We start from the raw sequence: 22265 nt of genomic DNA, 5'->3' as shown, positions 1-22265 counted from the left end.
ACCCCGACCGGCCGGCTCAGCGGAAGAGCCGCAGCGGTACGGCCGCGGCCATCGCCTCGTTGCCCGCGTCGTTCGGGTGCAGGTGGTCGCCGCTGTCGTAGGCGGCCCGCAGCCGGCCGGGCCGGTCCGGGTCGCGCAGCGCCGCGTCGAAGTCGGCCACGCCGTCGAAGGCGCCGCCGGTGCGCACCCACGCGTTCACGGCCTGCCGCTCGGCCTCGTTCTCCCGGCTGTAGAAGCCGAGGGTGTTGTCCTCGAACGGCCCGAGCGTCCCGCCGATGACCCGCACCCCGCGGGCGTGCGCGCGGGCGATGAGCTGCCGGTAGCCCTGGATGATCTGCCCGGCGTCGACCCGCTCGGAGGCCGGGGCCACGTCCGTGCCCGGCTGGCCGATGTCGTTGATGCCGAGCAGCACGATGACCGACTCGACGCCCGGCTGGGCCAGGACGTCCCGGTCGAAGCGGGCCAGCGCGTTCTCGCCGAACAGCGCGGCGTACGCCTCGGCGGGCGAGCCGGCGGGCGGGTTCGGGTCGTGCAGCAGGCGGTTGCCGCTGACGCCCTGGTTCAGCACCCCGGTGTCGGGCAGCCCGTGGGCGGCGCGCAGCCGCGCGGCCAGGTAGTCGGACCACCTGTGGTCGGTGCCCACGGAGGAGCCGGCGGTGATGGAGTCCCCGAACGCGACCACGGCCCTGGCCCGCGCCCCGTGCTCGGGCCTGACGGCGACCCCGCGCAGGAAGTACCAGCGGTCGCTGGTGCCCGTCGCCTCGATGTCCCGCGCGCCCGTCACGTCGCCCTCGGCGAGGTAGGTCTGCGACATGGAGAAGGCCTGCACGGTGGTGGCCGGGGTGTACTCCGGCAGGTAGAGGCTGATCACCAGGTCGGCCGCGGCGGGCAGCCGCAGCGCCACCGGGTCGCTGAGCGCGGGCGCGCCGGCGGGGATGGTGATCCCGCGCGCGCCGCCGAAGGTGACGGTCCGGTCGGTGCCCGGGAGGATCGCCGACCCGGAGCCGCCCTCGGCCCGGCGGGCGACGTGCACCTCGCCGAGGACCAGCGGCGTGGTGCCGAACTCGTTGGACAGGCGCAGGGTGAGCGACTCGCCGGCGATGCTGGTGTGCACGACCTGGCGGATCGTCTGGTCCTCGAAGGCGTTGTGCTCCGAGGCGGGGACGGTGGTCACGGTCGTCGACCAGGTGCCCACCCAGCCGTCTCGGCCGTGGCCGCGGGCGGGGGTGGCCGAGGCGGAGGGGGCCGCCAGGGCGAGCAGCAGCGCGCCGGCGAGCAGCGCGAGCAGGGCCCTGGCGGCCGAGCCGATGCGGGTGGGGGAGGGGGCGGTCTTCGTCAACGCGGCTCCCGGGTCTGGGGTGAGGGAAGTGACAGCACGCTGTCACGCCCCTTCCGCGCGGGTCATCCGACGCGCGTCGGGTAGGCGCCCGCCACGGCCCGACAGCCGCGTCGTCCCGGCCCGCGACCGGCCTCGCGGCCCGCCCGGGGGGCCGGCCTCGCGGCCTGTCCCGGCCGGCCTGACGGCCCGCCGCCCCGGCTCAGGCGGCGTCGAGTTCGGCCAGCTCCTGCGGGGACAGGACGAGGTCCGCGGCCCGCACCGAGTCGCGGATGGTCTCCGGCCGGGAGGCGCCGGGGATGGGGATGACCACGGGGGCCTTGGCCAGCATCCAGGCCAGGCACACCTGCTGCGGGCTCACCCCGTGCTCCTCGGCGATCCGGCCGAACACCCCGAAGCGGGAGCCGAGTTCGCCGGCCTGGCTGATGCCGCCGAGCGGGCTCCAGGGCAGGAAGGCGATGCCGAGTTCGGCGCACAGCTCCAGCTCGGGCTCGCTGGAGCGGAAGGCGGGCGAGAACTGGTTCTGGACGCTGACCAGGCGCCCGCCGAGGATCTCGTCGGCCTCCCTGATGCGGGCCGGGTCGGCGTTGGAGATGCCCGCGTACCTGATCTTCCCGGCGTCGAGCAGCTCCTTCAGGGCACCGATCGACTCCGCGTAGGGCACCCGTGGGTCGGGCCGGTGGAACTGGTAGAGCCCGATGGCCTCCACGCCCAGCCGCTTCAGCGAGTCCTCGCAGGCGCGCCTGAGGTGCTCGGGCGAGCCGTCGAGGGTCCAGCTGCCGTCGCCTGGGCGCAGGTGGCCGCCCTTGGTGGCCACCAGCACCGAGGAGGCGTCCCCGCCCCAGCTCGCCAGGGCCCCGGCGATCAGCGACTCGTTGTGGCCGACCTCGTCCGCGTCCCGGTGGTAGGCGTCGGCGGTGTCGATCAGGGTGACGCCGGCGTCGAGCGCGGCGTGGAGGGTCGCGACCGAACGCGCGGCGTCCGGCCTGCCCTCGATGGACATCGGCATGCCGCCAAGCCCGATGGCGCTGACCTGGACCTCGCCGATGCGGCGCGTCTGCATGCGGGTTTCCTCCTCGGGGATGCCGCCTGGGTGCGGCCGTGGAATGCGGTCCTGACCCGCGGTGCCGCCGCGCGCCCGCGCGGACGGCGCGGCCGGGGGCGCCACCGCCTCCCCCAGTCTTCGCGGCGGGGATTAATCTGTCCAACAGAAGCAACTGATGAAATTGATCGGCCCCGGTGCTGAATGCCCCGGCGCCGCACGGGGCCGGGGAGCGGGCGATGGAACTGCGGCAGCTGGAGTACTTCGTCGCGGTGGCCGAGGAGTGCCACTTCACCCGGGCCGCCGGGCGGCTGCACGTCGCCCAGTCCGGCCTCTCCGCCTCCATCCGGGCCCTCGAACGGGAGCTGGGCGCCCCGCTGTTCGTCCGCAGCACCCGGCAGGTGCGGCTGACCCCGGCGGGCCGGGCGCTGCTGACCGAGGCCAGGCGGGCGCTCGCCGCCACCGGCGCGGCCAGGGACGCGGTGGCCGCCGCGCAGGGGCTGCTGCGCGGCAGCCTCTCCGTGGGCGCCCTCCAGTGCCAGCCCGCCGTCGACCTCCCCGCCGCGCTCGCCCGCTTCGTCGAACGCCACCCCGGGATGGAGATCCACCTCAGGCAGGGCGGCTCGGACGAGCTGACCGAGCAGGTGCGCGCCGGAGGGCTCGACCTCGCCGTGGTGCAGCGCCCCGCAGGCCCGGGGGAGGGTCTCGCGGTGCGCCCGCTGGCCGCCGAGCCGCTGGTGCTCGCCTGCGCGCCGGGGCACCCGCTGGCCGGGCGCGAGGGGGTGGCCCCGCACGAGCTGGGGGCCGAGCGTTTCGTGGACTTTCCCGCGGGCTGGGTGACGCGCGACCTCGCCGACCGGGTGCTGACCGCGGCCGGGGTGGTGCGGCGCGTCCCGCTCGAGGTGACGGACGTCCACGCGCTGCTCGACCTGGTGGGCCTCGGCCTCGGCGTGGCCCTGGTGCCGCGCCACTTCTCGCGCAAGACCGACCGGGCGCGTTTCGTGCCGCTGACCGGCCGGGTCCCCGAGTGGGAGGTGGTCGCGGTGACCGGCCGGCCGACCTCCCCCGGCGCGGCGGCCCTGCTGCGGGAGTTCGCCGACGCGCCGCGCGCCCCGAAGGAGGCCCGGGCCGGGCAGGCCGGGCGGTGACACTCGGGGCATGCAGCTCTCCGAGACCGAGGCCCGCGCCAGGCTCGCCGCGGCCCGCGTCCTGCGCCTCGCCACGGTGGACGAGGCGGGCGCCCCGCACCTGGTCCCCGTCACCTTCGCGGTGCACGACGGGCGCCTGGTGACCGCCGTCGACGAGGTCAAGCCGAAGCGCCACCCGCGCCTGGCCCGGCTGCGCCACGTCCGCGCGGACCCGCGGGTCTGCCTGCTGGCCGACTCCTACGAGGAGGACTGGTCCCGGCTGTGGTGGGTCAGGGCCGAGGGGCGCGCCGAGATCCTCGAAGGCCCCGCCCGCGAGGGGCCGCTGGACAGCCTGGCCAGGAAGTACCCGCCCTACCGGGCCCGCCGCCCGGCGGGCCCGGTCCTCGCCGTCGCCCCCACCCGCTGGACCGGCTGGGCGGCCTCCTGACCCGCACCCCGGCCGCCCCCCCAGCGCCACGGGCGCCCGCCGCGGCGGCGGGGCGCGGGCGCATCATGGGACGCATGCCCGAGGGAGACACGGTGTGGCAGGCCGCCAGGCGGCTGGACGCCGCGCTGGCCGGCCGGCGACTGGTCCGCTGCGAGCTGCGCGTCCCGAAGCTGGCGACGGCCGACCTCACCGGCCGCGCCGTGCTGGGGGTCGTGCCCCGCGGCAAGCACCTGCTGGCCCGCGTCGAGGGCGGCCTCACCCTGCACTCGCACCTGCGCATGGACGGCCAGTGGCGGGTGTTCGCGGCGGGGGAGCGCTGGCACGGCGGCCCCGGCCACCAGATCAGGGCCGTGCTCGGCACCGCGGAGGGCACCGCGGTCGGCTACCGCCTCCAGGTCCTCGACCTGCTGCGGACGGCGGAGGAGGCCCGGGTGGTCGGGCACCTGGGCCCGGACCTGCTCGGCCCCGACTGGGACCGGGAGGAGGCGCTGCGCCGCCTGCGGGCCGAGCCGGCGCGCCCCCTCGGCACCGCCCTGCTCGACCAGCGCAACCTCGCCGGGATCGGCAACGTGTTCATGGCGGAGCTGTGCTTCCTCGCCCGCGCCACGCCGTGGCTCACGGTGGGGGAGCTGGACCGCGCGGGCGGCCTCGCGGGCCTGGTCGCCGAGGCGGAGCGGCTCCTGGCGGAGAACCGCGAGCGCCCGGCCCGCGCCACCACCCCGCCGCGGCTGCGCGCCCGCGGCCCGCGCCTGCACGTGTACGGGCGCGCGCCGCGGCCCTGCCCGGTGTGCGGCACGCCGGTGCGGGTCGCCGGGGAGACGCACGAGACCCAGGGCCGCGAACGGCCCACCTACTGGTGCCCCGGCTGCCAGCGCGGCCCGGCCCCCGGCCCCGCGGCCCCGCGCCCGGGCCGCCCGCCCCGCCGCCCCGGCCCCCGCTGAACGGACCCGCGGCCGACGGGTCCCCCGGCCGACGGGTCCCCGGCCGACGGGTCCCCCGGCCGGAAGGGCCGCGCCGCCCGCGGGGCCCTGCACGCCCCCACGCCGGAAGGGCCGCGCCGGCCCTCGCCGTGGGGGGCGCGCCGCCCGGGCCGAACGGACCGCCGGGTCAGGGGCGTGCGGGAATGCGGCCGTCCACGGGCAGGGTCGGCACGTCGACGGCCACGGTCTCGGGGTACTTCAGGCCCGAGCCGGTGTTCAGCACGACCACGCGCTCCCCGCCGCGCAGCCAGCCCGACTCCCGCAGCCGGCCGACCGCGGCGAAGCAGGCCGCGCCCTCCGGGCAGACGAACGCGCCCTCCGCCCGCGCCAGCGCCCGCTGCGCGGCCAGCAGCTCCTCGTCCGTCACGGCCAGGGCCGTGCCGCCGGTCTCGCGCACCGCGTCCAGCACCAGGAAGTCGCCCAGCGCCTTCGGCACCGTGATCCCGAAGGCGACCGTGCGGGCGTCGGGGAAGGGCACGCTCTCCCGCTCCCCGCGCTCGAATGCCTCCACGATCGGCGCGCAGCCCGCCGCCTGGACCGCCACCAGGCGCGGCAGTTCGCCGCTCAGCCAGCCCAGCTCCCGCATCTCCCGGAGCGCCTTGTGGATGCCGATGATGCCGACGCCGCCGCCCGTCGGGTACAGGATCACGTCGGGCGCCCGCCAGCCGAGCTGCTCCACGATCTCGTAGCCCATCGTCTTCTTGCCCTCCAGGCGGTAGGGCTCCTTCAGGGTGGAGACCTCCTGGTAGCCCTCCCGCCCGGCCACCGCGGCGGCCACCAGCCGGCCCGCGTCCCCGATCAGCCCGTCGACCAGGTACAGCTCGGCCCCCGCCACCACGCACTCCCTGCGGGTGATCTCCGGGGCGTCCACCGGCATCGCGATCAGGCTGCGCAGCCCGGCGCGGGCGGCGTAGACGGACCAGGCGGCGCCCGCGTTCCCGTTGGTGGGCATGGCGATGCCGCGCACGCCGAGTTCGGCGGCCCGGGAGACGCCGACGGCCGCGCCGCGCGCCTTGAAGCTGCCGGTCGGTATCAGCCCCTCGTCCTTCATCAGCAGGCCCGGCACGCCGAGTTCCGCGCCGTAGCGCGGCAGCGGCAGCAGCGGGGTCATGCCCTCGCCGAGCGAGACGATGTGCCGCGGGTCGCGCACCGGGAGGACCTCGCGGTAGCGCCACAGGTCGGGCGCCCGCCCGGCGATCTCCTCGCGGGTGACCCGCGCCCGCACCCGCTCCAGGTCGTACCTGGCCAGCAGCGGGGCCCCCGCGGCCGAGGTGCCCTGCACGGCGTCGGCCTCGCTCCGCTCGCCGGTCCGGGAACACTCCAGATGGGAAAGCGCCGAAAAGTACCCAGCCGACATGCCGCTCCTTCACTCCCTGTGCCGCGTGGGGGGACCCGCGGGGGTGCCGCGGGCGCCCACCTGCGCGGACGCCCGTTTCCACCGAGAAGATCCCAGCCCCACCGGCCACGTCAACCCTGGAGCGCACTCCAGCCGCGGGGGCCTCAGCGGTTCCTGACGTTGGCGAGCAGCGGCGGGGAGCGGTAGGCGGTGGGCCCGCCGCGCATCCACTCCTCCAGCCTCGGCCGGTGCGGCAGGACGCCGCCGAGCAGGAAGACCAGGAGCAGGAGCAGCATGCCGGCGACGACCACGATGAGGGTGATGCCCACGGCGAGGCGGAAGCCCCCGGGGAAGCCGGAGGTCATCGCCACGTGCAGGAGGATCGGCCCGACCAGGAAGGCCGCCTCCGAGCGCAGCAGCTCGACCAGCGCGAAGGTCGCGCCGATCCGCGCCGCGGGCGTGGACAGACCGGCGAGGAACAGGCCGGGCGCGACCCCGGCGCCCGCCCCGTAGCCGAGGCAGAAGGCCGCGGCCGGCATCAGGGCGCCCGCGTTCGACGAGGTCACGAAGAGCAGCACCACCCCGCCCGCGGCGACGCCGACCAGTCCGGACAGCGCCAGGTAGGGCGTCCACTTGGTGGGCAGCGCCTGGCGCAGCAGCAGGGCGGCGATCAGGACCCCGGCCAGCTGCGTGATCAGCAGCCCCCCGATGCGCGCCGGTTCGTAGCGGGTCACCTCGAGCAGGTAGGCCTCGGACAGCTCGATCAGCGCGGTGAAGGAGGCGCCGACGATCATCGCCCCGGCCGTGCCGGCGACCGGGAAGGTGCTGCTGATCGGGCGCACCGGCATCAGCGGGGTCGCCTTGCGGTACTGCGAGGCCACCAGCAGCACGCCGAGCAGCAGGCCAAGCGCGAGGGGCGCGAGGAAGGCCGCGTGCCCGAAGGAGCTGCGCGACAGCCAGGAGACGCCGAAGAACGGCAGCACGGTGGCGCCCAGGGCGGGCGGGATGGCGAGCCAGTCGAAGCCGGCGCTCCGATTGGGCGGCTCGTTCCGCTCGAAGGTCAGCACGCCGATCCCCAGGCCGATCGCCGCCAGGATCGCGAAGATCGTGAACAGCAGCCGCCAGCCCCCGACGCTGCCGACGATGCCGCCGACCAGCGGCCCGATCGTCACCACGCCGAACAGGCCGAGGCTGACGATCGCGGCGGTGGTCGGGAGCCGTTCGACGCCGTGCGTGGTGATCAGCGGCGGCAGCGCGACGACCAGGAGGATGCCGGTGAACAGGCCCTGCAGGACCATGCCGACGCTGAACACGTAGATCACCGGGGCGATCAGCGCCAGCACCGAGGCCAGCACGAAGCCCCCCTGGGCGATGAGGTACACGTGGCGGCGCTGCAGCCGCAGGGTCAGGTCGGCCGCGAGCACCGCGCCGAAGGCGTAGCCCGCGTTGCCGAGCCCGGCGGTCAGCTGGAGCTGGAACGCGGTGGCGCCGAGGTGCTCCATCAGCAGCGGGCGCATCAGCGTCGTCGCCGTGGTCAGCACCAGGAAGGGACACAGCGCCAGCAGCACCAGGGCGGCGGCGGCCGGGTAGTTCCCGGCCCAGGGGACCCCGCGGAAGGGGCCGAGGGCGCGGGCGAGACGCCCGGAGGCGCGCCGAGGGGCAGGGGAGCGCATCTTCGCCTCCGAAAGGGTGGGCGGGAAGGCGGCCGTTCGTGCGCGGCGGCACCCCGGGCCGGTGCCCGCGCTCCGGCGCGCGCCCCGGCGCGGCGGCGGTGCGCCCGGGCCGCTGGCTTGAGGTTACGGCCCGTGCGACGGCCCGCGGCGGAACTGACACGCCCTCACCCGGGTGCCGCGCCCCGGTCCCCGGGCCCGGGGACGACGCGTGTGAATCGTTTGAAGAGCGTGCGGGAAAGCGCTGCGGCAGCCCTCGACAGCCCGGCGCCCCGGCCCCAACCTGCTTCCGGGGGCCGCCGACCACAGGAGGAGCCGATGAGACGCAGGACATTGCTCGCCGCCGCCGGCGGCGCGGTGCTCGGCGGGGCCGTCGCGGCGGGCACGGCCCGCACGGCCGCGGCGGCGACCGCGACGGTCGACCCGGGCGCGAACTTCGGGGAGTGGGAAGGCTGGGGCACCTCCCTGGCCTGGTGGGCGAACGTCTTCGGCACCCGCCAGGACTTCGCCGACGCCTTCTTCACGCTGCGGGACGTCTCCTACGGGGGGCGCACCCTGCCCGGGCTGGGGCTGAACCTCGCGCGCTACAACCTCGGCGGATGCAGCTGGAACAGCGTGAACGGCGAGTCGATGGCCGTCTCCCCCCACATCCCCCGCTACAAGCAGATCGAGGGCTACTGGTGGGACTGGACCAGCGAGGACCCGGCCTCCGCCGCCTGGCACTGGGAGGCCGACGCCACCCAGCGGGCCGCCCTGCTGAACGCCGTCGCGCGCGGGGCGCGCGCCGAGCTGTTCTCCAACTCGCCGATGTGGTGGATGTGCCTGAACCACAACCCCTCGGGCGCCGCCGACGGCGGCAACAACCTCCAGTCGTGGAACTACCGCCAGTTCGCCACCTACCTGGCGACCGTGGCCCGCCGGGCCCGCGACTCCTGGGGGGTGTCCTTCGCCTCCGTGGAGCCGTTCAACGAGCCCTCCTCCGCCTGGTGGGTCGCGGACGGCGGGCAGGAGGGCTGCCACGTCGACGCCTCGGTGCAGGCCACCGTGCTCGGCCACCTCCGCGCGGAGCTGGACCGGCTCGGCCTGGCGGACACCCCCATCGCCGCCTCGGACGAGACGAGTTACGACCTGGCCCGCACCACCTGGGCCTCGTTCGGCGCCGGCACCAGGGCCCTGGTCGACCGGGTGAACGTCCACGGCTACCAGGGCGCGGGCGGGCGCCGTGACCTGCTGTACCAGGAGGTCACCGGCGCGGGGAAGGGGCTGTGGAACTCCGAGACCGGGCAGAACGACGCCACCGGCATGTCCCTGGCGACCAACCTGATCCTGGACTTCCGCTGGCTGCACCCGACCGCGTACTGCTACTGGCAGGTGATGGACCCCAGCCCCGGCTGGGCGATGATCCACTACGACCCCGGCACGCTCCAGGCCGGCGAGGTGCAGACCAAGTACTACGCCTTCGCCCAGTTCACCCGGCACATCAGGCCGGGCATGCGGCTGCTCGCCACCGACCTGGGCAACACCGTCGCCGCCTACGACGCGGCGGCGCGCCGCCTGGTGCTGGTCGCGGCGAGCCCGGACACCGCCCAGAGCTTCACCTTCGACCTCTCGCGCTTCGGCCAGGTCACCGGCGGCTCGGGCGGCGCGGTCCCGCGCTGGAACACGCAGACCTCCGGCAACGGGGACCGGTACGCCCGGCACGACGACCTGAGGCTGAACGGCCGCCTGCTGACGGCCTCCCTGGCGGCCGGCGAGATCCAGACCTTCCAGGTGGAGGGCGTCTCGCTCTGAGCGGCCGGGCGCGGGCGGCCCACCTCCGGCGGCGGGCCGCCCGCGCCCGCGGGCCTCAGCGCCCGAGGCGGCGCCGGCCGGACGGGCCGACGCCGCGCAGGCGCCGGAACGCGGCGCTGAAGGCGAACGCGTCCGCGTAGCCCACCCGGCGGCCCACCGCGGCGATCGGCTCCTCGGTGTCGCGCAGCAGGTCGGCCGCGACCGCGCCTTCGACCTGGCGGGGCCCGCGAGTCGGGGGCCCGCGCTGGACGGCGCGCAGGCCGCCTGCCTCGCGGAGCCCGACCTGGCCGCCGCCGCGGCCCACCCGCGGGGGCGGGTTCCGGCCCTCGGGGCCGCCGCGGTCGCCGCGGGCGTGCGGCGCCTGGTGCTGCTCACGGCCCACGGCGTGGGCGAGGCGGACGGCGGGCATCCCCTCAGGCCCGCCGAGCGGGCGGTGCGGGAGAGCGGCGTCGCCTGGACCATCCTGCGGCCCGACTGGTTCGCGCAGAACTTCGGCGAGGGCTTCTGGCTCCCCCTGGTCCGCGGCGGAACGCCGGCCCTGCCCACCGGAGAGGGGCGCACGCCCTTCGTCGACGCCGAGGACATCGCCGAGGTCGCCGTGGCGGCCCTGACCGGGGAGGCCGCGGCGGCGGGCGCCTGGTCCCGAGGCGCGCCCACGCCCCCGGCCGGCCGGGGGCGCCACGGGCGGTGGCGGGGGCGCGGGCCCGCCCGGGCGGCGGGCTCAGGCGGCGGGCTCAGGCGGCCGGCTCGGGGAAGTCGGCGCCCAGGGTGACCTCCCGCCACTCCTCGAAGCCGGCGCGCAGCGTGTCGAGCCTGGCCCGCGCCACCTCCCAGGCGGTGCGCCCGAGCAGCAGCCGCAGCGGCGGGCGTTCCGCGGTGACCGCCGCGATGATCGCCTCGGCCGCGCGTCGCGGGTCGCCCGGCTGGCGCCCGTAGCCGGCCAGGGTGCTCTCGCGCCTGGCGCCCGCGGTCGGCGCGTAGTCCCCGATGCGGAGCGCCGACTGCCGCATCGAGGGCCCGGACCAGTTGGTGCGGAAGGCGGCGGGCTCCACGAGGGTCACCCCGATGCCCAGCGGCGCCACCTCGGCGGCGAGCGACTCGGACAGGCCCTCCACGGCGAACTTCGTCGCGTGGTAGTAGCCGGTGCCGGCGAACGCGGCCAGGCCGCCGAGGGAGGAAACGTTCACGATGTGCCCCGAGCGGCGGGCGCGCATCCCGGGCAGCACCGCCCTGGTGACCTCGGCGAGGCCGAAGACGTTGGCCTCGAACAGGGCGCGGATCTCGGCGTCCTCGCCCTCCTCGACGGCCGCCAGGTAGCCGTAGCCGGCGTTGTTGACGAGGACGTCCACCCGGCCGAACTCCTCCTCGGCCCGCCGCACCGCGGCGGCGACGGCCTGCCGGTCGGTCACGTCGAGGGCCAGGGCCAGGGCCCGCCCCCCGTGCCCGGCGGCCCCCGCCGCGCCGCCGGTCAGGTCGGCGACCCGGCCCGGATCGCGGGCGGTGACCGCGGCACGCCAGCCGCGGGCGAGCACGGCCGAGGCCAGCGCCCGGCCGAGGCCGGTCGAGCAGCCGGTGACGAACCAGACGGGGGAGTCGGCGTCGGTCATGCGGTGTCCTCACTCGGTGTCGTCCTCGTCGGCCCGGCCGGTTCGGCGGGCCGGGCCCCCGGCGGCGGTGGCGCCGGTGGCGGCTTCGGCCCCCGGGGGGCCAGGGCGGCCGCGGCATCGAGGCTAGGCGGCCGGGCGGCCGGGCGGGGGGCCGAAGGGGGGTGCGGTGCTCCCCCCTTCGCCGCGCATACTGGGCGGGTGACCCCTTCCGAGCTGCGGGCGTTGTGCCTCGGCCACAACGCGGCCGTGGAGGACTTCCCCTTCCCGCGCAACCCCGGCCTTTCGGCCTTCAAGGTGCTGGGGAAGATCTTCGCCTTCAGCGCCCTGGACGACTCGCCGCTCAAGGTGAGCCTCAAGTGCGATCCGGACCTGGCCCCCGGGCTGCGGGCCGCGTACCCGGCGATCGCCCCCGGCTGGCACCTCAACAAGCGGCACTGGAACACCGTGACGCTGGACGGCTCGCTGCCCGACCCCATGGTCGCCGACCTGATCGAGGACTCCTACGCCCTGGTCGTGGCCACGCTGCCGCGCGCGGAGCGGCTGCGGCTCGACCGCCCCTGAGCCGCGGGGCGGGGGGAACCACCGGCGTTCCGGGCGGCCTGATACATTCCGTGCCCGGTCCCGGCCCCGAGGCGCCGCGGGCCGTCCGCCGCACCCCCACGGAAGGTGAGCCGGTGAGCGAGCCCCCCGCCACGCCCGCCGCCCCTGGCGACCCCCGTTTCGCGCGGGCCGTGCTCGCCCTCCCCGGCTGCCCCCCACGGGCCCGCGAGGCCCATCTCGCCCGCTGCACGGACGCCGGCCTGGCCGCCTTCGCCGCCGCGCTGCCCGCGGCCGCCGCACGGGAGTTGCGCCGCCGCACCCCGCGCGTTCCCGCCATGACGCCCGAACTCCTCAAGGAGCCGACGCCCGCGCAGGCGGTGCTGGCCGCCCGGCCGCCGGAGGGGGAACTCTTCGACGCGGCCGTCGCCTTGCTGCCGGGACCGCCCGCCGACCTGCGGCCGGGGCAGGACGCCAGGGCCTGGCTGGCCGCGTACCGGCCGGCCTTCACCGCCTGGCGGCTGATGTGGCGCGACGTGCTGCGCGCGCACCCCGCCCGCCACGCCCGGCTGCTCGCGCTGACCGAGGGCACGCCCGCGCAGACCGTGATCCGCGACCACCTGCTGGGCACGCTGCCCTGGGCGGTGGAGCCCGGGCTGCTCGCCGAGGTGGCCCGCGCCGACCTGGAGCGGTTCGCCGGGGCGGTCCTGGCCACCCGCGTCTGCCGCCTGCTGGAGGGCGGCCGGGCCCGGGATGAGGTGTGGGCCGAGGTCGCGCCGGAGCTCGCGGCCCTGCCCCAGGCCGCCCGCCCGCTGCCCGAGTCCTACCTGGTGCCGGGCGGCGCCCACCCCTCCGGCGGGCACAACGCGGCGGTCGACTGGATCACCAGGGCCGCGAACACCCGCTGGCGGCACCTGTTGCACCCGGGCGAGGCGGCGGCGGAGTGGCGCTGCCCTGCGGCCGAACTCGCCGCCCTGGCCGCCGAGTTCGCCCAGCGGGCGCGGCAGGCGCTGGGCCTGTGGGACCCGGCGGAGGCCCGGCCGCGCCGGCGCGCCGACCAGCTGCGCTGGGTCCGGGCGATGCTGCGGCACCTGCCCGGTGCCCCCACGGCCGAGGTGCGGGAGGGCGTCGCCAGGCTGCTGGCCGGCGCCTCGCCCGTGGACGCCGAGGCGGCCGAACTCCTCGCGGCCATCGCCTGCCTCGCCGCGAACCCGGGGCCGGACGCAGGGGATGCAGCGACCGCAGCGACCGCAGAGGGCGACGAGGCGCGGGAGCGGGCGCTGACGGCGCACGCGGCGCGCGGCGGCGACGCGGCCGGGTTCGCCGGGCTGCTCGCGGCGCACTCGGCGCCCGCCGAGGCGCTGCTCAGGCTGACCCGGGAGCTCCAGGTCCGCCTCGGCGGGGGCGCCGAGGAGCGCGCGGCCTGGGTGCGGCTGGTGCTGGACGCGCCCCCGTGCACGCCTCAGGCCGTGCGGGCGCTGCCCGCCTGGGCGGCGCTGCGCGCCGGGCACCCGGCGGTCGAGGCGGTGGTCGCCGAGGCGCTCGGCGAGGACGCGGCGGCCTGGGAGCGGTTCGCCGCCGCGCCGGTGGCCCCGGAAGGCGAGCGGGCCTGGCTGCCGCTGTCCGGCCTCCTCGCCCAAGCGGCCGACGGGCCGGGGGAGTTCACTCCGCCGGGGGCCACGCCCTGATCAGGTCCTCGGGGCGGTAGACGGCGGCGAGGTCACGCGCCGTGCACCGGGTGCGGGAGACCGCGATCAGCGCGGTCTCCTCCGTGACTCCGGGCACCGCCGCCGCGTCCCTGGCGAGTGCCGCATGGGAGCGTGCGTCGAACGGCTCCTGCTCGTGCCACTTGATCGAGCCGACGAAGGCGATGTCGCGGGCCGGGGCCCGGTCCGCGCCGACGAGGTCGATCTCCGGCCTGTTGGTGCGCGGCCACCAGCCCCCGACCTCGCGCACCTGCGGCCACCGCCCGTCCGGAAGCAGCCGCGCCAGCGCCTCCCTGATCAGCGGCTCCACGGCACGGCCGCGCCAGGAGGCCCAGCCACGCTCGATCGCCTCGGCGACCAGCCGGCCCCGCCCGCGTTCGACCTCGGCGATGCCCCGCTCCAGGAAGGCGAGCCAGAAGCGCAGGTAGGGGTCGGCCACCCGGTAGCGGCGGTCGCGCTCGCCCGGGCGCGCCGACAGCGGGACGTCGACGGCGACGAGGCGCTTGTCCCGCAGGGTCCGCAGCACCGGGTTGAGCGAGCCGGGCGCGAGCGGCTGGGCCGCCGAGCCTGCCCGGGCGGCGATGTTCCCGAAGGTGCGCTCGCCGGTGCCGATGACGGAGAGCACGTGCCTGGCCTGCAGCGCCGCGGGGAACTCGGCGGCCAGCATCCGCTCGCCCGAGACCAGCAGGGGAGAGGTGGGGTCCTCCAGGGCACGCGCCAGGAAGTCCGTGCGGCTCTCGCCCGCCTGCCACTCCTGGCAGATCAGCGGGAGACCGCCGGTGATCAGGCAGGCGTCCAGGGCCTCGGCGGCCGGCAGCCCGGTCATCGTCATGACCTCCTGCGGCGACAGCGGTGGGAGCACCATTTCGACGCCGCGTTGGTGGAAGGGACGGCCGTAGTCGGAAAGGCGTTCCATCATGGCCAGGTCGCTGCCGATGAGGACGAGCAGCACGGGCTTGCGGCTGAGGACCCGGTCCCACACGGTCTGCAAGGTGCCCTCCAGGACCGGATCGGCCTCCAGCATCCAGGGCAGTTCGTCCAGGACGACGACGGTGGTCTCGTCGTCGGGCAGCACCGCGGCGAGCTGGCGCAGGGCGGTGTCCCAGTCGGCCACGCCCCGCACCCCGGCGAGCAGCGCCGTCTCCGGGAAGGGGAGCCGCCCGACCTCGGCGAGGAACCGGGCGCGTTCCCGGTCGGGCGCCTCGCCGCGCGTGGCCTGGTGCACCACGAAGGGCACCCCGGCCTCCGCGCAGAAGACGTCGACGAGGCGGGACTTGCCCACCCGCCGCCTGCCGCGCAACAGCAGGGCCCGGCCGCGCTGGTCGCCCTTGCCCTCGCGCACCCAGTCCAGATGCCGCCTGAGCACCCGCAGCTCGGCCCGGCGTCCCACGAAGCCCGCCATCGCCCGCCTCCCTCGTGAGAGTCTTACTCAACTTCATCATAGTAAGACGAAATAGAGTAACTGTTCTCCGACGGTGGGTGACCACTCGCGCGACGCCGGGCCCCGGGTCCCTGGGATTCCGGGGCCCGGGGCGGGGGCCCCGGCCTCAGGCCGGGTGCGGGGTGAGGCGGAGGGCGAAGTGGTCGAGGGTGGCCGGGATCCGGCGGCCGGGCCGCAGCGGGCCCTTCGGGCCGAGCGCGTAGCGGTGGCGCCGGAGCAGGGCGGCCAGCCACAGGCTCGCGGTCAGCAGGACCACGTCCTCGCCCGGGCAGGCGCCCGGGCCCGCGCTGAACGGCACCAGCGCGGGCAGCCCGGCGGCCCGGCCGTCCAGCCAGATCCCGGGTGCGAACGCGTCCCCGTACGGCGCGGCGGGCTCGGCGCGGTGGAAGTAGGGCGTGTACGCCACGAAGGCCGTGCCCCGCGGCACGAGCGTGCCGCGCCAGCGGGTGTCCTCGGTGCTCTCCCTGAGCAGCAGCGGGGTGGTGGGCCACAGCCGCACGGACTCCTGCACGCAGGCCCGCAGGAAGGGCAGGTCCCACGGGCCGCCGGGGCCGCCCTCCGCGGCCTCCCGGGCGGCGCGCTCGGCGCTCTCCTCGTGGGCGGCGAGCAGCGCGAGGGCCCGCAGCGTGGCGGCGCCCCCCGCGTCGAAGGCGAACAGCCAGTGCGGCACCTGCCCCACCGGGTCCGCCTCCGGGCGGGTGTCCAGGGCCCGCAGCTGCCCGGCCAGCGTGTCGGGCGGGGCGTGGAAGGCGTAACGCTGCACCCGCACCAGGAACTCGGCGCGTGGCAGGCGCCGCCGCGGCCCCAGCAGCGACCAGTTGCCTGCCGCCCGCAGCGCGGCGAGCCGGCCGGTCAGGTCGGTGTCCTCGCGGGCGGCGTCGCCGAGCACCGCGCGGCGGACCGCCCGCCACCAGCCGGCGGCGAAGCCCTCCCAGGCGAGGACGCCGCCCTCGGCCTCCCTGGCGACCCGCCCGGCCTCCTCGGTCACCCGCGCGGCCAGGGCGGGCAGCAGCTCGGCGTGCGGCGGGCGGGCCAGGTCGAGGGCGGCCTCGTTGATCCGCCGCCTGGCCCGGCGCGGCTCGCCGCCGCTGATCAGCGAGCCGTGCGGCTGGAACCGGTCGAGCGCGCGGCGCTTCTCCCAGGCGGCCGGGCTGAACGGCTCGGGCGTCTGGCGCAGCACCCGCTCCAGGTCGTCGGCGGTGAGCAGCAGGGCCACCCGCCGCGGCCCGGCGCGCAGCCCGAGCGGCCCCTCCCCGTAACGCGCCCGCAGGTCGCGCACCAGGTCGATGGCCGTGCGGTCGGCCTGTTTGCGCTCCGCCCTGGCCATGGCGCGCGGCCGGCGCTGGATCAGGCCCTCGGCGAGGGCGGGCAGCAACAGCCGTGTCGCCAGCCGTAGTTCGTCGCGGACCGCCGCATGCCCCGGCCGCGCGAGCCGGGGTGAGGAGAGGCGCCGGTGGTGGGCCGGTGCGGGCCCGCGCCCGCCTGGGGGCCGGTCAGCGGCCGGAGCCACGGGCCGAACGGGTCTCGGAGCGGTTCTCCTTGCGGATCGCCGACAGCAGGTCGGACTTGTTCATGCCGGAGCGGCCCTGGATGCCGAGCTTCTTCGCCACCCGGTACAGGTGCTCCTTGCTCGCCCGCTCGTCGACCCCCTCGCCGCTCCTGCCGCCCCGCCGGCGCGGCCTGGCCGAGCGCGGGTCGGAGGGCTGCTTGCGGCCGCTCTCCTTGCGCTCCCAGTGGTCGCCCACCTTCTCGTGGGTGTGCTTGAGCGCGCCGTAGGCCACCCGGTGCGCGCGCTGGCCCTCGCCGTACTCGGCGACGGCGGAGTCGTGCGCCTTGATCCAGGTCCGCTGCGCGGAGCTCGGGGAACGCTCGAGAGTCGACGGCAGTTCCTTGCGTCCAGGCACGTGCGTCACCTCCTGAGTTGTCCGGATCCGCACGGGTACCCGGCGCTCGCACCCGCAAACGGAACGCCGGTGGGCGCGTGCGCGGCGCGGGACGCAGGGCGGGACGAAGGCGCCGTCGCCCGGCGAGGTGCGCGGCCGGACCTCCTCGGGGCCCGCCCGAGTCGTCGGGGGCGGCGCCGGGAGCGGCCGGCGGGGGAGCGGGAGCGCCGGAGGGGGCGGCGGAACCCGGGGCGCCGGGGGAACCCGGCGGAGGGGGCGCGGCGGCGGACGCGGCCGGGGGCGTGGCGCCGGCCGTGGAGCGGGCCGCGAAAGGATGTCACGATGTATCCATTGCCCCCGGGGGCCGCGGGACGAGCGGCCCCGGCGGCGGCGCGGCGCGGGTGCCGGGGCGCGTTTCCCCGGGGCCCGCGGCGGTTTCCGTGGCGCGGCGCGAGCCGCGAAGGCGCGAGGGAGAGGCGAGACGGATGCAGATCTCGGCCAAGGCCGACTACGCGGTGCGGGCGCTGGTCGAGCTCGCCGCCGACACCGGCCGCCCGTTGACCTGCGAGAGCATCGCCGCCGCCCAGGGCATCCCGTTCCGCTTCCTCAAGTCGGTCTTCCGCGAGCTGCGGGCCGCGGGACTGGTGCGCAGCCGGCGCGGCTGCGAGGGCGGGTACCGGCTGGGGCGCGACGCCGGGGACATCACGGTGGCCGAGGTGACGGCCGCGGTCGACGGGCGCTTCATGTCGCTGCGCGGCGAGCCGCTCGGGGAACTCGCCTACCCGGGGGCGGCACGCGAACTGCCCGCGCTGTGGCGGGCGATGGAGGCCGCGGCGCGTGACCTGCTGGGCGCGGTCACGATCGGCGAGCTGGCCGGGGCCGCGGGCGGGGGGCGGCGGCGGGAGGGCGCGCTCGACCCGGTGCCCTCGGCGTGACCGCACTCCCGCGCGTCACGGAGTTCACCGCCCCCGGGCTGCCCGTGAGCCTGGGGCTCCGAGCCCGGTTCCTGCGGCCGGCGCGGGTGCTCGCCGGGCGGGTGGTCCGGCGCCGGGTGCTCGGCCTCCTCGTCGGCGAGGACGCGGACGAGGACGAGGACGAGGACGAGGACCCGCCGCTCCGTTGCGGTCGGCTGAGGCGCCGGTACCGGCCGCGCGCCGGCGGGCGGCGGGCGGTTCCCCGGCCGGTCTCAGCCCATGAGACATCTTTAGGTATCCATTGACAGCGGCGCCGCCGGGCCCCCACGATGGGCGCATGCTGCCCACGCACCCCGCCGTGGTGTGCCGCTACGTGGACTACCGGCGCACCGCCAGCGCTCTGTGTCACTGACCCCCCGGACGCGAGCCCCCGGCGCGCCCCGAGGACGCCGCCCCGGCGCCCCGGGCCCCCGCAGGCGAACGCGGCGGCAGGCGGCGGGCACGCCCCGCTGAGCCGGTTCCGTCCCCCCGCCGGGCGCAACGCCGCCGCCCCTCCCCGGCCCCCGCGCCCCGCAGCGGCGCGCGGCCCCGCCTCCCCCACCGGCCGCCCCCGGCGCCGCCACCCCCGCCCGGCGCGGGCACCCTCCCGTGCGCCGCCGCGGCGATCCCCGCCTTCTCGCCTCCCCGCCTTCTCGCCTCCCGCCTTCTCAGCCTCCCCGTCTCCCGCCCCGTTCCCGCCGACGGGGCGTCCCGCGGCCGTGCCCGCCCGCTGTCCCCCGGGCACGGCCGGGAAAGGCGTGCATCCACCGTGACGCGATCCCCCACACCCCCGACCCCACGCCGCGCGCCGGCCGGGCGCGGCGGGCCGCCGCCCGCGCCCTGGCGGCCCGGCTGCCCCACGCCGAACTCGCCGTCGTACGCGGCGCGTTGCACGAGATGCTGAACGACCCGGCGCACCGGGCCTTCGCCTCGGCCGTCGTGCGGTGGCCGGAGCGCCCGCGCGGCGGCCCCGGCCGGCCGCCGCTGCTCACCGTGCACGCCGCCCCCTCCCGCGGCCTGGCCGGGTGACCCCCGCCGCCCGGGCCGTCGCCCCCGCCCCGCGTCCCGACCACCCTGTCCACCCCGACCGCCCCATCCGCTCGGTCCACCCAGTCCACTCGGTCCACCCAGTCCACTCGGTCCACTCGGTCCACCCCGACCGCCCGCACCCCCGGCCGCCGGGCGGCACCCGCCGCCGCGGCCCGCAACGGACACGGCCACGGACATGAACCGGTCACGGACATGAACCGGCCACGGACATGAAGGAGAACCCTCGCATGAGCGTCCCCACCGACCGGTCCTTCACCACCCCACAGGACGCGCGCGCCGCCGGGCGGAACCCCGTCCCCGAGGCGGCCCCGGACCCGGAGGCCGCGCCGGGCCCGGCGGACGTGCTCCGCAGCACCCTGCGCAGGCAGGCCCTCGGCGTCGCCGTGATCACCGTGCCGGGACCCGCCGGCTTCACGGCGACCTCGTTCACCTCGGTGTCCCTGCACCCGGCCCTGGTGTCGTTCTACCTCGGCGCGTCGGCGTCGGCGGCCCCCGCCGTCCTGGCGGCGGAGCGTTTCGCCGCGCACCTGCTCGCGCCCCGGCACGCCGGTCTCGCCGAGAAGTTCGCCCGCAGTGGGATCGACAGGTTCGCCGGCACCGACTGGCGGCCGGGTGCGGGGAACGTGCCGCTGCTGGAAGGCGTTTCGGCCTGGCTGACCGCCCGCATCACCCTGCGGCGGCCCATCGGGGACCACCTCCTGGTCGTCGGCGAGGTGGAGGCCGGTGCCACGCGGGCCGCGGAGCCCGCCCTCCTCCACCACGACGGCGCGTTCGCCCGCTCGGCCCCGCTGTGAGGCGGGGCGCCGCGCGCCCGCCCGGCCGGGAGCGGAGTTGACGTGCGGTCAGCGCCGCGCCCCCGGCAGGGCGGGACGGGCCCGTGCCGGGGTGAACCTGCCGCACTTCCGGCATGGCCGCGCGGGGCCGGACGCACACTGTCGGCGTGGGCATGATCAAAGGACCCGAGCGCGTCTACCGGAGCTTCTTCCTCGACAGCACCCGCTGGGACGACTACGAGCCCAGACCCGGCGACATCGTCGTGTGCACCCCGCCGAAGGCCGGGACGACGTGGACGCAGCGGATCGTGTCCGTGCTGGTGTTCGGCGACGTGGGGCTGCCGGGGCCGCTCGGCGAGGTCAGTCCCTGGCTGGACGGGACGTTCACGCCCCGCGGGGAGGTGCTGCGGCTGCTGGGCGCGCAGCGCCACCGGCGGTTCCTCAAGTCCCACCTGCCGCTGGACGGCCTGCCCTTCCACTCCGAGGTGTCCTACCTGGTGGTGGCGCGCGACCCACGCGACACGGCGATGTCCGCGCACCACCACGCGCGGGGCCTCAACTGGCTGGCGGACCTGCCGCCGCACGGCCCGCCGGGCACGGCGGCGCAGCCCAGGGTCCCGGAGGACGCACGGGAGTTCTGGCGCGCGTACTTCACCCGCGGGGCCTTCCCCTGGGAGACGAACGGGTGGCCGTACAACTCGCCCACCGCGCACGCGCTTTCCTGGTGGGAGTGGCGGCGGGAGCCCAACGTCTGCCTGCTGCACTACCAGGAGCTGCGGGACGACCTGGACGGCCAGATGCGCCGGGTGGCGGCGTTCCTCGGGCTGGCGGTGGACGAGCGGCGCTGGCCGGAGCTGGTGCGGGCCTGCACGTTCGGCCGCATGCGATCCGAGCGGAGGCGGCTGCTGGCGGGCGGGGTCTCCGGCTCGGCCCTCGCCTCCTTCGAGTTCTTCCACAAGGGGCGCAATGGCCAGTGGCGCGAGGTGGCCGCCGAGGCCGAGCTGGCGCTGTACCGGGCGGCGGTGGAGCCGTTGCCCGCCGACCTGCGGGACTGGCTGACCCGCAGCGCCTGAGGGGCCCCCTTCCGGCGGGTCAGCGGGGCAGCACGGCGCGGCGGCGGTCAGCGGGGCAGCACGGCGCGGCGGCGGGTCAGCGGGGCAGCACGGCGCGGCTGAGCAGGTCGTGCAGCTGGGCCTGCTCCTGCGTGCTGAGCTCGGCGAGCGGGGAGTCCCGGACGAGCAGCGCCATCAGCTTCTCGCGCAGGGCGGCACCCTCCGGGGTGAGCACCAGCTGCTTGGCCCGGCGGTCGCTGGGGTGCGGGCGGCGTTCGAGGAGGCCGAGGGCCTCCAGCTTGTCCACGATGAAGGTGGCGTTCGAGGGCTCGCAGCCCATCCGGCCGGACAGCTCCCGCATGGTCATCGGCCCGGTCAGCTCGCGCAGCGCGGTCCCCTGGGCCGCGGTCAGGCCGAGCCGTCCGGCGCGTTCGCGCAGGTGGTCGCCGATCTGCCGGGAGAGCTCGCCGACCAGGCCGCACAGCTCCCGCGTGGTGGTGAGGGCGGGCTCCTGCATCGTCATGCGGTCAGTCTAGTGCGATCGGTGAAGTCCTGAATTTTCAGCCTTGAACCTTTTTGGCGGCGCCTCCGCGCGCGGCGGCCCGGGCGGAAATCTTCTAGCTTGAATGATTCAAGCTCTACGCATATTCTCGCGGCATGCCTACACACGAAGAACGGCTTCACCTCCCCGCGACCCTCAGGTCGCTGACGCTCGGCGACGTCCGGGTGAGCCATGTCCCCGACGGGGCCGTGCAGCTCTCCCCGCGCGGCTGGCTGCCCGGCAGCACCGCCGAGGTGTGGGAGGCCCATCCGGAATATCTCGACAACTCGGGCAACCTTGTGGGGAGCTTGGGTGGTCTCTTGGTTGAGCGAGGAGATCGGGCGCTGCTGATCGACACCGGCTTCGGGCCGCAGTCCCTGCGGGGCACGCCCGGCGGCCCGGTCGGGGACATCCGCGGCGGCTCCCTGCTCGACAGCCTGGCCCGGTTGGGCCGCAAGCCCGAGGAGATCGAGACCGTTGCGTACACCCATCTGCACACCGACCACATCGGCTGGTCCTGGCACCCGGCCCCGGGAAGCGGCCGGCCCGCGTTCGCCGGCGCCCGCCATGTGCTGTCCGGGCCCGAGTGGGCCGGGCGGGAGTCGGCCGCCGCCTGGGGCACCACCCCCGACATGCTCGACGCCCTCGCTCCCCTGGTGCGCACCGTCGCCGACGGGGAGGAGATCTTCCCCGGCGTCACCATCCGGCTCACTCGCGGTCATACCCCGGGCCACGCCGCCTACGTGCTGACCGCGGGCGACTGGCGGCTGATCGCCTTCGGCGACCTGGTCCACTCCCCGATCCAGTTCGACCACCTGGACTGGGCCGCCGCGCCCGACCACGACGGGGGCCAGGGCGCGGCCGAGCGGCACCGGCTCGCCGCGGAGCTGGCCGAGCCGCGCACCATCGGCTTCGGCGTGCACTTCGCCGACGTCCCCTTCGGCCGCGTCGTCCGGGACGGCGCCGGGCCCACCTGGCGCCCCGTCGACTGA

Annotated in this window: 21 protein-coding genes and 1 pseudogene; 12 read left to right on the top strand and 10 right to left on the bottom strand. The window is 77.0% G+C overall.

Features of this window, described 5'->3' with window-relative positions:
* Nucleotides 1-16 precede the first annotated feature (16 nt).
* Both D7294_RS18450 and D7294_RS18445 read right to left on the bottom strand, forming a co-directional pair.
* On the bottom strand, nt 17-1339 hold the full coding sequence (locus D7294_RS18450; protein WP_120681118.1) for an SGNH/GDSL hydrolase family protein: 1323 nt from the start codon (nt 1337-1339) through the stop codon (nt 17-19).
* Between the two features lie 199 nt (nt 1340-1538).
* The gene (locus D7294_RS18445; RefSeq protein WP_120681116.1) at nt 1539-2399 is read right to left on the bottom strand and encodes an aldo/keto reductase; all 861 of its coding nucleotides are present in this window, start codon (nt 2397-2399) and stop codon (nt 1539-1541) included.
* A gap of 218 nt (nt 2400-2617) precedes the next feature.
* Here D7294_RS18445 and D7294_RS18440 point away from each other — a divergent pair, with 218 nt between their 5' ends.
* From D7294_RS18440 to D7294_RS18430, 3 genes are all read left to right on the top strand, one after another.
* On the top strand, nt 2618-3526 hold the full coding sequence (locus D7294_RS18440; protein WP_120681114.1) for a LysR family transcriptional regulator: 909 nt from the start codon (nt 2618-2620) through the stop codon (nt 3524-3526).
* A 10-nt stretch (nt 3527-3536) separates the two neighbouring features.
* Entirely contained in the window at nt 3537-3953 is a 417-nt protein-coding gene (locus tag D7294_RS18435) for a TIGR03668 family PPOX class F420-dependent oxidoreductase (RefSeq protein ID WP_120681112.1), read from the top strand.
* 74 nt (nt 3954-4027) lie between these two features.
* Nucleotides 4028-4894: a DNA-formamidopyrimidine glycosylase family protein gene (locus D7294_RS18430; protein WP_120681110.1), complete on the top strand. Its 867-nt coding sequence runs from the start codon at nt 4028-4030 to the stop codon at nt 4892-4894.
* Between the two features lie 166 nt (nt 4895-5060).
* Here the strand turns inward: D7294_RS18430 and D7294_RS18425 are convergent, their stop codons facing one another.
* Nucleotides 5061-6290 (bottom strand): threonine synthase, encoded by a 1230-nt coding sequence (locus D7294_RS18425; protein ID WP_120681108.1) that lies wholly within the window; start codon nt 6288-6290, stop codon nt 5061-5063.
* A gap of 143 nt (nt 6291-6433) precedes the next feature.
* The gene (locus D7294_RS18420; protein ID WP_120681106.1) at nt 6434-7942 is read right to left on the bottom strand and encodes an MFS transporter; all 1509 of its coding nucleotides are present in this window, start codon (nt 7940-7942) and stop codon (nt 6434-6436) included.
* A 315-nt stretch (nt 7943-8257) separates the two neighbouring features.
* On the opposite strand from D7294_RS18420, the gene D7294_RS18415 reads away from it, so the two are divergent.
* Nucleotides 8258-9730, top strand: a complete 1473-nt coding sequence (locus D7294_RS18415) for a glycoside hydrolase (protein WP_120681104.1) — start codon at nt 8258-8260, stop codon at nt 9728-9730.
* A 55-nt stretch (nt 9731-9785) separates the two neighbouring features.
* On the opposite strand, the pseudogene D7294_RS33265 reads toward D7294_RS18415, so the two are convergent.
* Nucleotides 9786-9932 (bottom strand): annotated as a pseudogene (locus D7294_RS33265) (AraC family transcriptional regulator); the annotation flags it as partial.
* 150 nt (nt 9933-10082) lie between these two features.
* Here D7294_RS33265 and D7294_RS33985 point away from each other — a divergent pair.
* Nucleotides 10083-10502, top strand: a complete 420-nt coding sequence (locus D7294_RS33985; protein ID WP_422070716.1) for an SDR family oxidoreductase — start codon at nt 10083-10085, stop codon at nt 10500-10502.
* On the opposite strand, the gene D7294_RS18400 is transcribed toward D7294_RS33985, so the two are convergent.
* Entirely contained in the window at nt 10465-11337 is an 873-nt protein-coding gene (locus D7294_RS18400) for an oxidoreductase (RefSeq protein ID WP_120681101.1), read from the bottom strand. The genes D7294_RS33985 and D7294_RS18400 overlap by 38 nt on opposite strands.
* A 198-nt stretch (nt 11338-11535) precedes the next feature.
* On the opposite strand from D7294_RS18400, the gene D7294_RS18395 reads away from it, so the two are divergent.
* Together D7294_RS18395 and D7294_RS18390 are read left to right on the top strand one after the other, a co-directional pair.
* Nucleotides 11536-11898, top strand: coding sequence for an MmcQ/YjbR family DNA-binding protein (locus D7294_RS18395; protein WP_120681099.1), 363 nt, complete (start codon nt 11536-11538; stop codon nt 11896-11898).
* A 113-nt stretch (nt 11899-12011) separates the two neighbouring features.
* Nucleotides 12012-13562: a hypothetical protein gene (locus D7294_RS18390; protein ID WP_120681097.1), complete on the top strand. Its 1551-nt coding sequence runs from the start codon at nt 12012-12014 to the stop codon at nt 13560-13562.
* Here the strand turns inward: D7294_RS18390 and D7294_RS18385 are convergent.
* From D7294_RS18385 to D7294_RS18375, 3 genes are all read right to left on the bottom strand, one after another.
* Complete coding sequence (locus D7294_RS18385; protein WP_120681095.1) at nt 13537-14982, bottom strand: ATP-binding protein; 1446 nt, start codon at nt 14980-14982, stop codon at nt 13537-13539. The two genes, D7294_RS18390 and D7294_RS18385, sit on opposite strands and share 26 nt — an antisense overlap.
* 145 nt (nt 14983-15127) lie before the next feature.
* Nucleotides 15128-16396, bottom strand: a complete 1269-nt coding sequence (locus D7294_RS18380; protein ID WP_241562454.1) for a cytochrome P450 — start codon at nt 16394-16396, stop codon at nt 15128-15130.
* 118 nt (nt 16397-16514) lie between these two features.
* The gene (locus D7294_RS18375) at nt 16515-16925 is read right to left on the bottom strand and encodes a ChaB family protein (RefSeq protein ID WP_120681091.1); all 411 of its coding nucleotides are present in this window, start codon (nt 16923-16925) and stop codon (nt 16515-16517) included.
* Between the two features lie 464 nt (nt 16926-17389).
* On the opposite strand from D7294_RS18375, the gene D7294_RS18370 reads away from it, so the two are divergent.
* The 4 genes from D7294_RS18370 (at nt 17390) to D7294_RS18350 (ending at nt 20753) form a co-directional block, all read left to right on the top strand.
* Nucleotides 17390-17839: an Rrf2 family transcriptional regulator gene (locus D7294_RS18370; RefSeq protein ID WP_120681089.1), complete on the top strand. Its 450-nt coding sequence runs from the start codon at nt 17390-17392 to the stop codon at nt 17837-17839.
* A gap of 906 nt (nt 17840-18745) precedes the next feature.
* On the top strand, nt 18746-18886 hold the full coding sequence (locus tag D7294_RS31995; RefSeq protein ID WP_158674650.1) for a hypothetical protein: 141 nt from the start codon (nt 18746-18748) through the stop codon (nt 18884-18886).
* Nucleotides 18887-19134: 248 nt separating this feature from the next.
* Entirely contained in the window at nt 19135-19701 is a 567-nt protein-coding gene (locus D7294_RS18355; RefSeq protein ID WP_120681085.1) for a flavin reductase family protein, read from the top strand.
* 152 nt (nt 19702-19853) lie between these two features.
* Entirely contained in the window at nt 19854-20753 is a 900-nt protein-coding gene (locus D7294_RS18350; RefSeq protein WP_241562471.1) for a sulfotransferase domain-containing protein, read from the top strand.
* 76 nt (nt 20754-20829) lie between these two features.
* On the opposite strand, the gene D7294_RS18345 is transcribed toward D7294_RS18350, so the two are convergent.
* Nucleotides 20830-21255, bottom strand: coding sequence for a MarR family winged helix-turn-helix transcriptional regulator (locus D7294_RS18345; protein ID WP_120681081.1), 426 nt, complete (start codon nt 21253-21255; stop codon nt 20830-20832).
* A 134-nt stretch (nt 21256-21389) separates the two neighbouring features.
* On the opposite strand from D7294_RS18345, the gene D7294_RS18340 reads away from it, so the two are divergent.
* Nucleotides 21390-22265: an MBL fold metallo-hydrolase gene (locus D7294_RS18340; RefSeq protein WP_120681079.1), complete on the top strand. Its 876-nt coding sequence runs from the start codon at nt 21390-21392 to the stop codon at nt 22263-22265.

Source organism: Streptomyces hoynatensis (assembly GCF_003626535.1).
GTDB lineage: Bacteria > Actinomycetota > Actinomycetes > Streptomycetales > Streptomycetaceae > Streptomyces > Streptomyces hoynatensis.
The sequence above is the reverse complement of the archived record's forward strand: the minus strand, read 5'-3'. Positions and strand labels throughout refer to the sequence as shown.

Excerpts from the sequence above, each read along its gene's own strand:
- D7294_RS18445 (WP_120681116.1), bottom strand. The coding sequence starts at position 2,399 with ATGCAGACGCGCCGCATCGGCGAGGTCCAGGTCAGCGCCATCGGGCTT.
- D7294_RS18440 (WP_120681114.1), top strand. The coding sequence starts at position 2,618 with ATGGAACTGCGGCAGCTGGAGTACTTCGTCGCGGTGGCCGAGGAGTGC.
- D7294_RS18435 (WP_120681112.1), top strand. The coding sequence starts at position 3,537 with ATGCAGCTCTCCGAGACCGAGGCCCGCGCCAGGCTCGCCGCGGCCCGC.
- D7294_RS18430 (WP_120681110.1), top strand. The coding sequence starts at position 4,028 with ATGCCCGAGGGAGACACGGTGTGGCAGGCCGCCAGGCGGCTGGACGCC.
- D7294_RS18425 (WP_120681108.1), bottom strand. The coding sequence starts at position 6,290 with ATGTCGGCTGGGTACTTTTCGGCGCTTTCCCATCTGGAGTGTTCCCGG.
- D7294_RS18420 (WP_120681106.1), bottom strand. The coding sequence starts at position 7,942 with ATGCGCTCCCCTGCCCCTCGGCGCGCCTCCGGGCGTCTCGCCCGCGCC.
- D7294_RS18415 (WP_120681104.1), top strand. The coding sequence starts at position 8,258 with ATGAGACGCAGGACATTGCTCGCCGCCGCCGGCGGCGCGGTGCTCGGC.
- D7294_RS18400 (WP_120681101.1), bottom strand. The coding sequence starts at position 11,337 with ATGACCGACGCCGACTCCCCCGTCTGGTTCGTCACCGGCTGCTCGACC.
- D7294_RS18385 (WP_120681095.1), bottom strand. The coding sequence starts at position 14,982 with ATGGCGGGCTTCGTGGGACGCCGGGCCGAGCTGCGGGTGCTCAGGCGG.
- D7294_RS18370 (WP_120681089.1), top strand. The coding sequence starts at position 17,390 with ATGCAGATCTCGGCCAAGGCCGACTACGCGGTGCGGGCGCTGGTCGAG.
- D7294_RS18355 (WP_120681085.1), top strand. The coding sequence starts at position 19,135 with ATGAGCGTCCCCACCGACCGGTCCTTCACCACCCCACAGGACGCGCGC.
- D7294_RS18350 (WP_241562471.1), top strand. The coding sequence starts at position 19,854 with ATGATCAAAGGACCCGAGCGCGTCTACCGGAGCTTCTTCCTCGACAGC.
- D7294_RS18345 (WP_120681081.1), bottom strand. The coding sequence starts at position 21,255 with ATGACGATGCAGGAGCCCGCCCTCACCACCACGCGGGAGCTGTGCGGC.
- D7294_RS18340 (WP_120681079.1), top strand. The coding sequence starts at position 21,390 with ATGCCTACACACGAAGAACGGCTTCACCTCCCCGCGACCCTCAGGTCG.